We start from the raw sequence: 14546 nt of genomic DNA, 5'->3' as shown, positions 1-14546 counted from the left end.
CCCTCACATCGCTCCCAACGCGTGGGCGGTAGCGTAGAGGACATGCGTTTCGCCCATCTACGTCGGCCGGACTCCTCCGCCCCCCACCTCGCGGTGATCCAGGATGCCGAGGCCGTTCTGGTCTCCGATCTGATCGACCCGGCCCCGCTCACCCTTCAGCAGCTCATCGACGGTGGTGACGAAGCCCTCGATGCACTGCGTTCCGCACTCGACGAGCGCGCTGCACCGCGGCATCCCCTCACAGAGTTCGATTTCGCATCCGCGGTGCTGAACCCTCCCGTGATCCTCGCGATCGGGCTGAACTATGCCGCCCACTCCAGCGAACTCGGCTTGAAGACCGACACCGCACCGACCGTCTTCACGCTATGGCCGAATTCGCTCACTGCGCACGAGGCGACGACGGAGTGGCCGCGCACTCTGAGCGAGTCTGTCGACTACGAAGCCGAACTCGGCGTGCTGATCGGTCGACCGGCGAAGAACGTGACCGAGGCGGACGCGCTCGACCATGTCTGGGGATACACGGTCGTCAACGACATCACCGCCCGCGACATCCAGTTCTCAGAGGCGCAGTGGTCCCGCTGCAAATCATTCGACGGGTTCACTCCGACCGGCCCGTACGCCGTCACGGCGGATGAGATCACCGATCCCCAGGACCTGCACATCTGGACCGTCGTGGACGGCCACATCGTGCAGGACGCCACGACAGGCCAGATGGTCAGGTCCGTCGCGACGCTCATAGCTCATCTGTCGCAGTCGAGCACCCTGCAGCCTGGCACGCTGATCTCCACCGGCAGCCCCGGTGGTGCAGGATACTCGCGCGAACCGCAGATCTTCCTGCGCGACCGCTCGACCGTCACCGTCGGCATCGACGGCATCGGCGAACTCACCACGCACTGCCGCATCCACGACTGAGTCCCTGGCCCCGACGGACCGGGACTCAGTCGTCGGGGAGTCAGATCTCGATCAGGCCCTCCGGCGGAATGACACGGATCGCGGCGGTGACCGCCTCCAGTCCGGACAGTCGTGCCGGAGAGAGCTGCTTCATGACCTCTTCGCGTGACATCAGGCCCGCCTCGACCACGAGGTCCGCCACGTTGCGATTGGTCAGCAGCGCAGTCTTCGCGAGAGCGGCCGCAGCGGCGTAGCCGATGAAGGGTGTGAGCGCCGTGATGACGCCGACCGAGGCGCCGACCATCGCTCCGAGGCGATCGGTGTTCGCCGTGATGCCGTCGACGCAGTTCACGCGCAGGGTCCACATCGCCTGACGCATCCAGGTGATCGACTGGAAGATCGAGTGCGCGATGACCGGCTCGAAGGCGTTGAGCTGCAGCTGACCTGCCTCCACGGCCATCGTGACGGTCATATCAGCGCCGACCACCGCGAATGCCACCTGGTTCACGACCTCGGGGATCACCGGGTTGACCTTGCCGGGCATGATGCTGGATCCTGCCTGCTTGGCTGGAAGGTTGATCTCACCGAGACCGGCCTGAGGGCCGGACGAGAGCAGTCGCAGATCGTTGCAGATCTTCGAGAGCTTGATGGCATTGCGCTTGAGCGACGACGAGAACGACATGAAAGCGCCGGTGTCGCTGGTGGATTCGACCAGGTCGGTCGCCGTCTCGAGGTCGAGTGCGGTGATCTCGCGCAGATGCTTCAGCACTGCCGGCGCGTAGTCGGCGTGGGTGGTGATGCCGGTGCCGATGGCGGTGGCGCCCATGTTGATCTCGAACATCAGCGAGGCGTTCTCGGTCAGGCGGCTGTGATCTTCGCCGAGAGTCGTCGCGAAGCCGTGGAACTCCTGCCCGAGCGTCATCGGCACGGCATCCTGGAGCTGGGTACGTCCGACCTTCAGGATGTCGTGGAAGTCGACGGCCTTGCCCAGGAAGGATCTGCGGAGGAGATCGAGCTCCTCCAGCAGGGCGCGCAACGTCAGCGACAATCCGATCTTGACGGCCGTCGGGTACACGTCATTGGTGGACTGGCTGCGGTTGGTGTGGTCGATCGGAGACAGGAACGCGTAGTCGCCCTTATCGTGCCCTGCAGCCTCCAGAGCGATGTTGGTGATGACCTCGTTCGCATTCATGTTCGTCGAGGTGCCCGCCCCGCCCTGAATGACTCCCACCGTGAACTGATCGTGGAACTCGCCATCGATCACCCGCTGCGCGGCCGCGTCGATGAGGTCGGCCCTCATCGCGTCGAGCGCTCCGATCTCCTTGTTCGCGCGAGCACTCGCCTGCTTGACCATCGCGAGAGCACGGATGAGATCCGGATACACCGAGATCGGCCGCTTCGTGATCGGGAAATTCGCATCGGCGCGGGCAGTGTGGATGCCCCAGTACGCGTCGACGGGGATCTCCATGCTCCCGAGCGAATCGGTCTCGGTGCGGGTAAGAGAGGGCGCGGCAGAAGCCATGTCACATCCTTGTGGGTCGTGGCGGATCGGGAAACGGGGGATGCGTCCAGTCTATGCCGCCGACGTCCCGGGCCGGGGTCTCCGGACACCGCTCGGTCGATACGTCAGTGCCCGACGACGATCACCAGGATCCCGCCGATCACGGCGACGGCGCAGACAGCGAAGCAGCCATAGGCACCGACCAGGGAGATGCGCTTCTGCGCGTCGGTGAGGGGATTCTTCTTCGCCGCTTTGGCGGCCTGCTTCGCGGCGCGCCGCGCTTCCTTCTCGGTGATCACAGTGATCGCATCCGTGAATTCCGCCGGGCTCACCACGGGTGCGTGCCCCGACCGAACGAGCAACCGCAATCCGAGTGCGTAGAAGGTGACGATGGCGGTCGCGCCGATGAGAGCGGCCGCGAAGACCTGTATGAATGCGAACCAGTCGATCGTGACGCTCATTCCCCAGCCCCCTTCTTCGCAGCTTTGGTCGTCGCCTTGGCATCGGCTTTCGCCTTCGCGCGCGCTTTGGCCTCGGCCAACGCCTGTTCGATCCGCTGCTGACGTCTCGTGGGAGGCGGCATGTCGGGGAGTTCGACGACGTGTCCGGACTCGGCGACATCACTCATGGCGTTCTCCGCCGTCACCGCATTGCGGCGCGAACGCAGGAACAGCCCGATGATGATCACGAGAGCGAGAACCGCATCGATGGCCACGCCCCAGGTGCCCAGCCAGACGACGAGCAGCGCGGCCACCGCGCCGACCGCGGCGGCCGCCGGCAGCGTCAACAGCCAGCCGATGCCGATCCGTCCGGCGGTCCGCCAGCGTACTGTCGAGCCGCGACGACCGAGGCCGGATCCGATCACCGATCCGGATGCGACCTGCGTTGTCGAGAGCGCGAACCCGAGCGCGCTGGATGCGAGGATCGTCGCTGCTGTGGAGCTCTCCGCCGCGAATCCCTGAGCAGGCTTCACATCTGTGAGCCCCTTGCCGAGCGTCCGGATGATGCGCCAGCCGCCGAGATAGGTGCCGAGCGCGATCGTGAAAGCGCAGGCGAAGATGACCCAGAAGTACGGGTCCGACTGTTCGGAGCTCTGCCAGCCGACGGTGATGAGTGCGAGCGTGATGACGCCCATCGTCTTCTGCGCGTCATTCGTTCCGTGGGCGAGCGCGACGAGCGATGACGTGAATATCTGCCCCCAGCGGAAGCCGTCACGACCGTCGGGCTTGTTGTCGTAACGGCGCGTGATCGAATAGGCGATCTTCGTGGCGATGAAGGCGATGATGCCTGCTGTGATCGGCGCGATGAGAGCCGGAAGGACGATCTTCGAGAGCACCATTCCGAAGTCGATGCCACCGAGACCGACACCGACGAGGGTCGCGCCGATGAGTCCGCCGAACAGCGCGTGCGAGGAACTCGACGGCAGTCCGAGAAGCCAGGTGAGCATGTTCCATGTGATGGCGCCGATGAGACCGGCGAAGATCACGGACAGGAACAGTTCTGCGCCCGAGTCTCTGATCGCGTCTTCATTGATGATGCCGTGCGACACCGTCTTGGAGACTTCGGTGGACAGGAACGCTCCGACGAGATTGAGTCCGGCGGCCAGCAGCACGGCGGTCTTCGGCTTCAGAGCACCCGTGGCGATGGGCGTAGCCATCGCATTCGCGGTGTCGTGGAAGCCGTTGGTGAAGTCGAAGAAGAGCGCCAGCACGATGACCAGCACGACGATGAGGGCTGCGGTTTCCACCATTCGCTTTCGGGTTGGTGTGAAGGAAGAGCGATGCCGACGTGATCGACGTGGTGAACGAAGAGTTCACCGTGGGTTTTACTTCCGTTAACCGGCCCCGATAAATCCTCGCACCCTGCTCGGCTCCGGTCAACTCGACCTGGACTAGCGTGGAACGGTGACCAACGCCCCCATCGCAGCCCGCCGCTCCCACATCCGCGAACATCACGGTGACACCTTCGAGGACCCGTACGAGTGGTTGCGGGAGAAGGACTCCCCCGAAGTCATCGCGCATCTCGAAGCAGAGAACGCGTACACCGACGGCGAGACCGCGCATCTCGAAGAGCTCCGCGAGACGCTGTTCCAGGAGATCAAGGGTCGCGTGCAGGAGACCGATCTTTCCGTGCCGACCCGCAAGGGCGACTGGTGGTACTACAGCCGCAGTGAAGAAGGCTCCCAATACGGCATCCAATGCCGTGCCGCGGCCGAACCCGGCGACTGGACTCCCCCGATGCTCGAGCCGAGTGTGCCCGTCCCTGGCGAGCAGATCCTTCTGGACGGGAACGTCGAGGCCGAAGGCCACGAGTTCTTCTCGCTCGGATCCTTCGACACGTCGGACGACGCGACCAGAATGCTCTGGGCGCCGGACTACGAGGGCGATGAGCTGTACACGATCAAGGTTCGCGACCTCGTCACGGGCGAGACGCTCGCCGATGAGATCCCCAAGACCGGTGGCGGGTTCTTCACTCCGGACGGCACAGGCATCATCTACACGACCCGTGACGATGCCTGGCGACCCGATACTCTGTGGCTGCATCGCCTCGGTACAGCAGTCGAAGACGACGTGAAGCTGTTCCATGAGGACGATGAGAGATTCTGGTTGGGCGCCGGAATCACGCGCAGCCGGAGATATCTCGTGATCGGAGTCGGCTCCAGCATCACGAGCGAGGAGTACCTCGTCGACCTCGAGGGCGATATCACCGCAGAGCCGAGGCTCGTGTGGCCGCGCGCAGAAGGCGTCGAATACTCGCTGGAGCACGCGATCATCGATGGAGAGGATCGTCTGCTCATCCTCCACAACGAGCGCGCTCTCGACTTCGAACTCGTCTCGGTCTCAGCCGACGCCCCCCAAGGCGCGCGACGCGTCGTCATGGCGCATGAGGCGGGACGTCGCATCCTCGGCGTCGACTGCTTCCGCGACTTCGCAGTCGTCGGTTATCGGAGCGAAGGACTGGAGCGGATCGGCATGCTGGACTATGCCGACGACCGCATCGAGGAGCTCGTCTTCGATGAGGCGTTGTTCTCCGCCTGGCCGTCCGGCAATCCCGAATGGCACTCTCCGTTCCTGCGGCTGGGCTACACGTCGTTCGTCACCCCGAGTACGGTGTACGACCTCGATCTGAAGACGCGGGAGCTGATTCTGCGCAAACGCCAGCCGGTGCTCGGGGGCTATTCCGCGGATGAGTATGGCCAGGAGCGTGCCTGGGCGACGGCGAAGGACGGCACGCGGGTGCCGATCTCGCTCGTCTGGAAGAAGTCGTTCGGCGCGCCAGGAGATGAGATCCGTCCCGTGCATCTGTACGGATACGGCTCTTATGAGCACTCGATCGACCCCGGGTTCTCGGTCGCGCGCTTGTCCGAGCTCGATCGTGGCGTGGTCTTCGCGGTAGCCCACGTGCGCGGCGGTGGCGAGCTGGGGCGCAACTGGTACGAGGATGGCAAGCTGCTGAACAAGCGCAACACCTTCACCGACTTCGTGGCATGCGCCGAACACCTCGTGCGCAGCGGCGTGACGATGCCCCAGCAGATGGTCGCCGAAGGCGGCAGCGCCGGCGGTCTTCTGATGGGTGCGGTCGCGAACCTGGCTCCGACGAGCTTCGCGGGCATCCTCGCATCGGTCCCGTTCGTCGATGCCCTCACCAGCATCCTCGATCCGTCCCTCCCTCTCACCGTGATCGAGTGGGACGAGTGGGGCGACCCGCTGCACAATGCCGACGTCTACGCCTACATGAAGTCGTACACGCCGTATGAGAACGTGCAGGACGACGTCGCCTATCCGCGCATCCTCGCGATGACCTCGCTCAATGACACCCGGGTCCTCTACGTGGAGCCCGCGAAGTGGGTCGCGCGCCTTCGTGAGGCCGGCGCGGACGACGTGCTGCTGAAGTGCGAGATGGCTGCCGGGCACGGTGGCGTGAGCGGCCGGTACAACGCCTGGAAGGAACGCGCGTTCGAACTCGCCTGGATGCTCGACACCCTCGGGCTCGAGTAGAAGGAGCTCGCCGGCTGATCAGCCGCTTCGCAGATCGGGCGTCTAACATGGCGCGGGATGTCCGACACCTCATCCAGGATCACAGGTCTGGACGGGCTGAGAGGCTTCGCCTCGCTTGCCGTCGTCCTGTATCACCTCTCCCTCATCGCCAGACCCGGGCTGAGTGAGGCGACGTGGGCCTGGCTGACGCAGAGCCCGCTCAAGCTGCTGTTTCCCGGCACCGAATCGGTGCTCGTCTTCTTCGCGCTGTCCGGTTTGGTCGTCGCCCTGCCCGCTCTGCGCCCCGACTTCGAATGGACCCGGTACTACCCTTCGCGGCTGATGCGGCTGTACCTGCCAGTGTTCGGCGCGTTGATCTTCGCGAGCATCCTGATCATCGCCATTCCGCGGGACGCCTTATCCATGCCCAGCGAAACTTGGCTGCGCGATGCTCAGGCGACGTCGGTGACGCCGATCTCGTTTCTCGCGGAGGCGTCCCTCCTGCCGTCGTCGTTCGACATCGACAACGTACTGTGGTCGTTGCGCTGGGAGCTCTTCTTCTCGCTGCTGCTCCCCCTGTTCGTATGGCTGGCCATCCGCTTCCGGCGCGCGAGCCCCTACCTCGCGGTCATCGCCGCTTCGGCCACTGTGGCCGGTCGGATTTTCGAGATCGATGCGCTCGTGTACTTCCCGGTGTTCCTCCTCGGAACGATCATCGCGATCAACCTCGACGGCATCCGTGCATTCGGGCAGCGCGTGCGCACCCGGATGCTGTGGCCGGCCGTGGCGGTGCTCTCGGCGACCCTGCTCATCGCCAGCTGGCTGGCACGCCCCTTCGTCGACAGCAGTTCAGAACTGGCGGCCGATGCGCTCTGGGGACTCGCCGGTGTGGGGGCGACGCTCATCGTTCTGCTCGTGATCGTGTGGCCGGTCCTGCGCCGCGCGTGCGAACGCCCGACAGCTCTCTGGCTGGGCAAGCTGTCATTCAGCCTGTACCTCGTGCACGCCCCCGTCCTCGGCACGCTGGGCTATCTGCTGGGGCAGGAGCGTTGGTGGCTGGTGTGTCTGATCGGCCTGCCGGTGTCACTCGGGGCCTCGATGCTCTTCTACCGGTGGATCGAGCGCCCCTCGCACCTTGCGGCACGCAGGGTCGGCGGCTATGTCACACAGCGTCTGCAGGCACGCTCCGCCTGATCCGCTCCGCCCGATCAGCTCCGCCCACTCCGCCTGAGGTTGGTCGGTCGACCCGCTCGTGCTGATCAGCGTCCGGTCGCCCACTGGATCCGCCGACGCACGACCCCTGCACGCCGGCGCAGCCGCACCGGTAGAGGCTGGTCCTTCGCTGATGCGATCCTCTTCGCGTCGAACGCGGAGCGCAGCTCGCGGGCCCATTGGCGGGTCACTGCCACATCGGAGAACTCGGCGGCCCTAGCCATCGCGCGTTTCCTCATCATCTCGACCCTGGCTGCCGGCATGGACCGCAGCTCCACGATTCGCTGAGCCATCATCCGGATGTCTCCCTCGGCGACGAGGAAGCCGTCGAGCCCGTCATGGATCATGTCCGCCGGGCCGTACCGGATGTCATAGGCGATCGGGATGCAGCCCGCCGCCATGCTCTCGATGAGCACGAGCGGCAAGCCCTCTGATGTAGACGTCAAGAGGCTGAAGCCCGCGCTCTGGAACGCCGTGCGTGCGTCTGGATCGAAGCCACGGAGTCGAACGTGCTCTTCGACCGCGAGAGACCTGGCACGTCTCCGGATCTCGCTCTCACGCGGACCCTCACCGAACAGGTCGAGGCTGATCCTCTGGTCGACCGCCCTTGCCTGGGCGATGGCGTCCACTACGTGCTTCAGCCGTTTACGCGCCTCGAGGGAGGCGACGACTACGCCGAGGTCATCCGTGCGCGGACGCCTGGAGGGCGGCAGGAACTCCGCCTCGTTCGGGATCGCGCGGATCCTGGCAGTGACGCCCACCGAAGCGAGATCATCGATGAGATCGGCCCTCTGCCTCGCCGTGAGCACCACGATGTCATCGAAGTCGCCGGCGCGACGCAGCACGGTCGCGCGTGATGCTCGCAGGGTTCCTGCGCGTCCGCGCAGCCGGTGCGAGGCATGCACGATGTGGACCGTCGTCACATTCTCTCGTCGGTAGCCTGCGACGGAACGAGCAGCGGTCTTCGAATCCACCAGCAGGAAGCTCGTCTTGCCCGACGTCAGGCGATCGAACCACCATCGGTAGAGGCTCCAGCTCGATTTCCACGCGCGGATGGGTGTGCCGTCCTCCGCGTACAGCACGATGCGGTGAGACGGAGAATCTGCGCGCTCGGTGGCAAGGATGCTGCCGTCGCGACGGAAACGATCCACTGCGATCGGGCCGCCATCCGCTCTGGAGCGCTGTCTCGACAGGACGACACCGTCCCATTCGGAGACGATGTCATCGTCGCGGGGAGTGAGCGGCTCGACAGGATCGGGAGCCGAGCCTTTCGGTCGAGACGGGCGGCGGCGCAGATCATCCCAGAGATTCCGAAGCCTGAGACCGTCGATGAGCTCACCCGACGCGCGTAGACGCGAGGCGAGTTCCGGGTAATCCGGTCGGTCATCGAGCGTGAGGATGTCGACGTCGACGCCGCCGATGCGCTTGAACGATCTCGACCGCCGCAGCATGGCATTCGTCATCCCGCCATAGCGGTCGCCGATCCCCCAGGTCAGGGCGAAATGTCTGCCATGTGGAAGACGTGAATCTGCGCGCATCATCGAATCGACGATAGGCCGTCAGTTGTCGCACCGCCTGTGGGTCGGCTGTGCACGCGCTGGACGGCGGCGACTGTCAGCCGAAGAGCGCGGCGGCCTCGTCATAGCGATAGCGCGGAACGGTGTTGAGTTCGCCGAGCGCCTCTTCGAACGGCACACGAACGATGTCGGTGCCCTTCATGGCCACCATCTGCCCCCAGGCCCCTTCGACGATGGCGTCTGCGGCATGCAGGCCGAGGCGAGTGGCGAGCACGCGATCGAAGCCGGACGGCGAACCGCCTCGCTGGATGTGTCCGAGAATCGTCGCTCGTGTCTCGATACCCGTGATCCGCTCGATCGCGGGTGCGAGCTGATCGCCGATGCCCCCCAGCCGAGGACGGTTGAACGCATCCATTCCCTTGTCGCTGAACGCCTCCTCCATGCCTTCGAGCTTGAACCCCTCCGAGACCACGACGAGGGGTGCGCGGCCGCGGTCGTGGGCACTGGTGACCAGTTCGGCGATCTCATCGATCGACATCGGTACCTCAGGGATGCAGATGACGTGGGCGCCGGCAGCCATGCCGGCGTGCAGCGCGATCCAGCCGACATGGCGCCCCATGACCTCGGCGACCATGCACCGCTGGTGCGAGTCGCCGGTGGTGCGCAGGCGGTCCATCGCGTCAGTTGCGATGTTCACGGCGGTGTCGAACCCGAAGGAGTAGTCGGTGGCGCGCAGGTCGTTGTCGATGGTCTTGGGCACACCCAGGACATTCAGGCCGTCTTTTGCGAGCCGATCGGCGGCCGCCAGCGTTCCCTCGCCGCCGATCGCGACGATGCCGTCGATCTTGTGGCCGTAGAGGGTCTTCGCGATGTTGTCGGCGCCGCCGCGTTCGCCCTCATACGGGTTGGTGCGGCTGGTTCCCAGAATCGTCCCGCCGACCTTCGAGAGCCCCTTGACCTCGTGACGAGTGAGCGGCATGAAATCGCCTTCGACGACCCCCCGCCATCCATCGCGGATACCGACGAATTCGAGGTCGTACGAGGTCGTGCCCTTCAGCACGATGCCGCGGATGACCGCGTTGAGGCCGGGGCAGTCGCCGCCGCTGGTGAGGATGCCGATCTTCATGCTGGTGCCTTCAGACGTTTCGGGAGGGGGACGGGCGACGCTGCCTGCTCTCGACCCTAGTGGGCATCACGAGTGGATGCCATTCGGCGGACGCGAAAATCAACGATCTTGCGCACCCGTATCCACCGATTCGGCGTTCTTCCGCGATCGTCGTGAATTCACCCTGGAATCGTCGTCAAGAAACGCGATTCTTGACGACGATTCCAGCGATGACAGTCAGTCGCTGAGCGCCTGCCTCAGCAGGTGCATGAGTGCCGACATCTGCACGGACTCGCTCGCCGACGCCTCCACGACCTCGCCGTCCAGCGCACGAGCCGCGAGGCCCTGCTTCTGGTCGATGAGCTCGGCGATCTTCGTGTCGATGGTGTGAGCGGCGATGATCCGCCACGCCGTGACCGGCTCGTCCTGACCGATGCGGTGCACACGGTCGATGGCCTGCGTCTGCTCGGCCGCGGTCCAGCTCAACTCCGCCAGTACGACGTTGGACGCCGCCTGCAGATTCAGACCGACGCCGGCAGCCGTGAGCGAACATACAGCGATGCCCACGCTCTCGTCGCCGTTGAAGTCGTCGATCGCCTGTTGGCGCGCGGGAGTCGTCTGGTCGCCGCGTATCGAGACGTAGCGGATGCCGGATGCTCTGAAGTGCGCCTCAGCCTGATCCATGACGTCGATGTGCTTGGCGAAGAAGACGACCTTGCCGACCGAGCGCTGCAGCTGCGCCGCATAATCGGCGGCGAGCTGTGCCTTCGCCTGACCGATCTTGCGCACCATCGTGAAGACATTGTCCCCACCCGTGCCGGCGGCCTTCGACTCCTCCAGCTCGTTATGGGCGACCAGGCGCACGATGTCCTCGTCGATCTCGCCGGGCTCGAGACCGCGATCGCCGCGTGCCTGGACGATACGCCGGTACTTGGCGGCGAGCCGCTCCCCCAGCTCACGCTCGGCCTGGCGGATGCCACGACCGAACTCGTCATCCAACTGCACGGGAAGGTCGGCGACGAGCTTGTCCGGAAGGTCAGCTGCGACGTCCTTCTTCTTACGGCGGACGATGCCCATCGAGATCACGGCGTCGCGCGCTTCGGCGTAGAACGACTTGTCCGCGGGGGTGAGCCCGGTGTCGTCCAGCTTCCGCATCAACTCGGCACCGGGCTTGTCGCCAGTGGTCCAGCCGAGGAAACGCCAGATCGCGTCGAAGTCCTCGACATCGTTGATCAGCGGCGTACCGGTGAGCGCCATCAGGAGCGGGTCGCGGGTGCGTTCACGGATGCGCGATGCGAGGGCGAGAACGTTCTGCGAACGCTGCGAGGAGAGATTCTTGATGAAGTGCGCCTCATCGACGACCATGCCCTTGAGACCGATAGAGCCGAGCCATGACAGGTGCCGGTCGAGGATCTCGTAGTTCACGATGAAGACGTCGGCGAACGCATCGATGTCAGTGCCGTCACCCTGGATGACGGTCGCTCGTCGCTGTGGTGTCCACCGCTCGACCTCGCGGGCCCAGTTCATCTTCACGACGTTCGGGACGACGACGAGAAGCGGGTAGGCGTCGGCGATGGACGCTGCGAGAACGGATTGCGCGGTCTTGCCGAGGCCGGGCTCGTCGGCGAGCAGGAAGCTGCGATGTCCGTCGCGCACTGCTTCGAGGAACCGCGACTGGTGCACCATGACCTCGAGGCCCTTGGGCGAGATGTGGTCGTACTCCGGTGTCGGCGGGAGATCCATGCTCGCGGAGGATCCGCCTGCGCCGGTCTCGAACGCCTTGTAGAGAGGGCCCATCAGTTCCCAGTCATCCAGCCTGCGCCGGGGCGCGGTCGGCTGTCGAGGCGTGAGGTCCGGCGCGAGGAACGGATTGGCGAGCTGCCTGGACTCCACTGAAGGTGGTGTCACCTGACGTTCGGCAAGCGCGGCCGGAACGACCGGCGCCTGAATCGGGGCGATATCCGTGATGATGAGCTCTTCCGGAGCGAGCTCGGCGCCGGATTCGAGCAGCCAGTCACGACGCATGCGCTTCGCCACCGGACTGGTGGCGGAGTCGGCCTCCAACAGCTGGATGAGAGAGGTGTCGCGCGCGGCGGTCTTGGCCAGGATGGTGGCCACGCCGTCGAGCCGCTTTAGCAGTTCTGCTCGCACCGAATCGCTGAACGCGGTGTCCGTCTTCACCCTGGCGCGCTCCTCGCGCACCAGGAAGGCGATCACCTGGAACTTCACCCGGTTGGTGGGTCCGAGCTTGCCACGCTGAGCCTTTGCCTCGATCTCTCGCACCTTGCGCGCGAGGATCGGGATCAGCGGGGCCTCGTCGTCACGACGAGACGTCTTCTTGCGCCGCGTGGCGGCGGTTGCCGTAGTCGGCATGCTCCTCCTGAGCGTGAGTACCGAATCACCGTCAAGGGCGATTCGTGACGTACGAGTCGTCCGCGTGTGGCGCCAGCCAGGACCGTGCGAACGTTGTTCGGTCATCGTCGTGGCACCGATATGGCGCTCCGCTGAAGAAGACCTGCTGACAGTTTACGTCATTGCGGGGCGTTCTCCACTTGCACTCGCGGGCCTTTCGACGTCCGGCGCATTATCAGCACTGCGGATGAGACCACGACGACGAATACGACCGACAATGCGGTGAACGCGAACCAATTGGAGTCGAGGGCCAGCACCATTCCGGCCGAGACGACCGTGACGCCGGCGGCGACGAGCTTGCCACCGAACTTCAGGCCGTGCGCTGGACCGAATGCCGATGCCACTCCGGCACGGGCCAGCAGCATGTCGGCAAACGCGTCGAGCGCGGCCAGCAGCGCTGCCGCGTAGGCCATGGCGCAACCCAGGGCACCCCAAAGGTTCGGCGCCTTAGGCGTTTCCGTGACCGCGAGCATGATCTCCCAAGGACTCACGGCGCAAGCGTAGCGCCGACGGCGTCGGAACGGAATGCTCTACGTGGGCTACGCGCGCACTTCGCCTGTCAGAAGTGCACGTGCTGCCACCACGTCTGCTGACATCTGCGCCATGAGCGCCTCGATACCCTCGAACGCGACCATACCGCGCAGACGCTCGGCGAACTCGACCGTGACATCGTGACCGTACAGGTCGAGCGAGTCCTCGTCGAGCACGTGAGCCTCGACCTGACGCACGAGGACATCGTCGAACGTCGGGTTCGTTCCGACGGAGATAGCCGCCGGGTATCGCACGCCCGTGTCGTGATCGACGAGCCAGCCCGCGTACACGCCGTCCGCAGGAACGAGCGCGTCGACGCTCGCCGACAGGTTCGCCGTCGGAAATCCCAGCTCCCGACCGCGTTTGAGTCCGTGCACGACCTCGCCACGCACGTCGACCGGACGTCCGAGGACGGCTTCGGCCGTCTTCACGTCGCCTTCTGCGAGCAGTTCGCGGATCCAACTGGATGAGACGCGGCGCTCGGAACCCTCGACATACACGTCCTCGACCACATCGACGGTGAAACCGTAGCGCGGGCCGAGCTCACGCAGCAGGTCCGGCGTGCCGGCCCCCTTGTGCCCGAACCGGAAGTCACGCCCGACCAGCACCGTCGACACATGCAGTGCGTCGACCAGGATCTTCTCGACGAACTCGACCGGCGTGCGCGAGGCGAGTTCGCGATCGAACGTCAGCAGCAAGGTCGCGTCGAGCCCCAGCTCGCCGAGCAGATCGAGCTTGCGATCCACCGAGACCACGTTCTCGGGGCAGATCTCCGGGCGCAGCAGCGCGAGCGGGTTGCGGTCGAAGGTCACCGCCACTGCGCGTGCGTCGGATGCCTCAGCATCCGCTTTGAGGCGTTCGATGACCGCACGATGTCCGGCGTGCACGCCGTCGAACTTGCCGATCGCCACAGCCGATGAGCCGAAATCCGCCGGCACCTCGCTCGGGTCGCGGAAGACGATCACGCCGGGACCTCCGCGGCGTGGCGCGCCTCGACCGGTCGGTGCGTGCGCAGCCACCAGATGCCGAAGATCGGGAGCACCAGCGGAATGAACAGATAGCCGCGACCGAACACCGACCATACCGAATCGTGCTGGAAGAGCTCAGGAACGGCGAGACTCAGGACTCCGACCACGATGACGCCGATCAGTTCGAAGACGATCGCGACCCAGGCGACCGTGTACCAGCCTCTTCGTCCGGCGAGCACCAATGCCAACGTCGCGAGGATGTACACGCCGGCGGCGATGGCTGAGAGCGTGTAGGCGAGCGGCGCCTCGTCGAACTTTCGGACGATCTGCACGAAACTGCGGCCCGTGGCAGCCAAGGCCATCACGGCATAGATGATGACGAGGACGCGGCCGATGCCGGCCATCCGAGTACGGGGGGCGGTGATGCTCATA

The 14546-nt window shown here is 65.2% G+C and carries 12 protein-coding genes; 3 read left to right on the top strand and 9 right to left on the bottom strand.

Translation table 11 applies throughout. The annotated features are described in order from the left end of the window. Positions 1-42: 42 nt before the first annotated feature. Positions 43-912, top strand: coding sequence for a fumarylacetoacetate hydrolase family protein (locus QFZ46_RS16990; RefSeq protein ID WP_307363381.1), 870 nt, complete (start codon positions 43-45; stop codon positions 910-912). 40 nt (positions 913-952) lie between these two features. Here QFZ46_RS16990 and QFZ46_RS16985 read toward each other — a convergent pair whose 3' ends face one another. The 3 genes from QFZ46_RS16985 to QFZ46_RS16975 form a co-directional block, all read right to left on the bottom strand. Next, positions 953-2413 carry an aspartate ammonia-lyase gene (locus QFZ46_RS16985; protein WP_307363380.1) on the bottom strand — a complete coding sequence of 487 codons (1461 nt, stop codon included), beginning with the start codon at positions 2411-2413 and terminating at the stop codon, positions 953-955. A 104-nt stretch (positions 2414-2517) separates the two neighbouring features. Continuing rightward, positions 2518-2853 carry a peptidase gene (locus tag QFZ46_RS16980; RefSeq protein WP_307363379.1) on the bottom strand — a complete coding sequence of 112 codons (336 nt, stop codon included), beginning with the start codon at positions 2851-2853 and terminating at the stop codon, positions 2518-2520. Then, the gene (locus QFZ46_RS16975) at positions 2850-4139 is read right to left on the bottom strand and encodes an inorganic phosphate transporter (protein ID WP_307364656.1); all 1290 of its coding nucleotides are present in this window, start codon (positions 4137-4139) and stop codon (positions 2850-2852) included. The genes QFZ46_RS16980 and QFZ46_RS16975 overlap by 4 nt, the downstream gene beginning before the upstream one ends. A 157-nt stretch (positions 4140-4296) precedes the next feature. Here QFZ46_RS16975 and QFZ46_RS16970 point away from each other — a divergent pair, with 157 nt between their 5' ends. Together QFZ46_RS16970 and QFZ46_RS16965 are read left to right on the top strand one after the other, a co-directional pair. Then, positions 4297-6390: a S9 family peptidase gene (locus QFZ46_RS16970; RefSeq protein ID WP_307363378.1), complete on the top strand. Its 2094-nt coding sequence runs from the start codon at positions 4297-4299 to the stop codon at positions 6388-6390. Positions 6391-6447: 57 nt separating this feature from the next. After that, positions 6448-7563, top strand: coding sequence for an acyltransferase family protein (locus QFZ46_RS16965; RefSeq protein WP_307363377.1), 1116 nt, complete (start codon positions 6448-6450; stop codon positions 7561-7563). Positions 7564-7628: 65 nt separating this feature from the next. On the opposite strand, the gene QFZ46_RS16960 is transcribed toward QFZ46_RS16965, so the two are convergent. The 6 genes from QFZ46_RS16960 to QFZ46_RS16935 all read right to left on the bottom strand — a co-directional run bounded on the left by QFZ46_RS16960 (position 7629) and on the right by QFZ46_RS16935 (position 14545). Then, the gene (locus tag QFZ46_RS16960) at positions 7629-9122 is read right to left on the bottom strand and encodes a glycosyltransferase (protein ID WP_307363376.1); all 1494 of its coding nucleotides are present in this window, start codon (positions 9120-9122) and stop codon (positions 7629-7631) included. A 73-nt stretch (positions 9123-9195) separates the two neighbouring features. Next, positions 9196-10224, bottom strand: a complete 1029-nt coding sequence (locus QFZ46_RS16955; RefSeq protein WP_307363375.1) for a 6-phosphofructokinase — start codon at positions 10222-10224, stop codon at positions 9196-9198. Between the two features lie 216 nt (positions 10225-10440). Next, a complete protein-coding gene (locus QFZ46_RS16950; RefSeq protein ID WP_307363374.1) occupies positions 10441-12576 on the bottom strand; it encodes a DEAD/DEAH box helicase in 2136 nt (711 codons plus the stop codon). Between the two features lie 158 nt (positions 12577-12734). Beyond that, positions 12735-13106 (bottom strand): hypothetical protein, encoded by a 372-nt coding sequence (locus QFZ46_RS16945; protein ID WP_307363373.1) that lies wholly within the window; start codon positions 13104-13106, stop codon positions 12735-12737. Positions 13107-13154: 48 nt separating this feature from the next. Further along, a complete protein-coding gene (locus QFZ46_RS16940) occupies positions 13155-14111 on the bottom strand; it encodes a bifunctional riboflavin kinase/FAD synthetase (RefSeq protein ID WP_307363372.1) in 957 nt (318 codons plus the stop codon). Further along, the gene (locus QFZ46_RS16935) at positions 14108-14545 is read right to left on the bottom strand and encodes a hypothetical protein (RefSeq protein WP_307363371.1); all 438 of its coding nucleotides are present in this window, start codon (positions 14543-14545) and stop codon (positions 14108-14110) included. The genes QFZ46_RS16940 and QFZ46_RS16935 overlap by 4 nt, the downstream gene beginning before the upstream one ends. Between the last annotated feature and the right edge of the window lies 1 nt (position 14546).

The sequence above is a fragment of the Microbacterium murale genome (assembly GCF_030815955.1).
Lineage (GTDB): Bacteria > Actinomycetota > Actinomycetes > Actinomycetales > Microbacteriaceae > Microbacterium > Microbacterium murale_A.
Note: the sequence above shows the minus strand (reverse complement) of the source record. Positions and strands in the feature narration are given on the sequence as shown.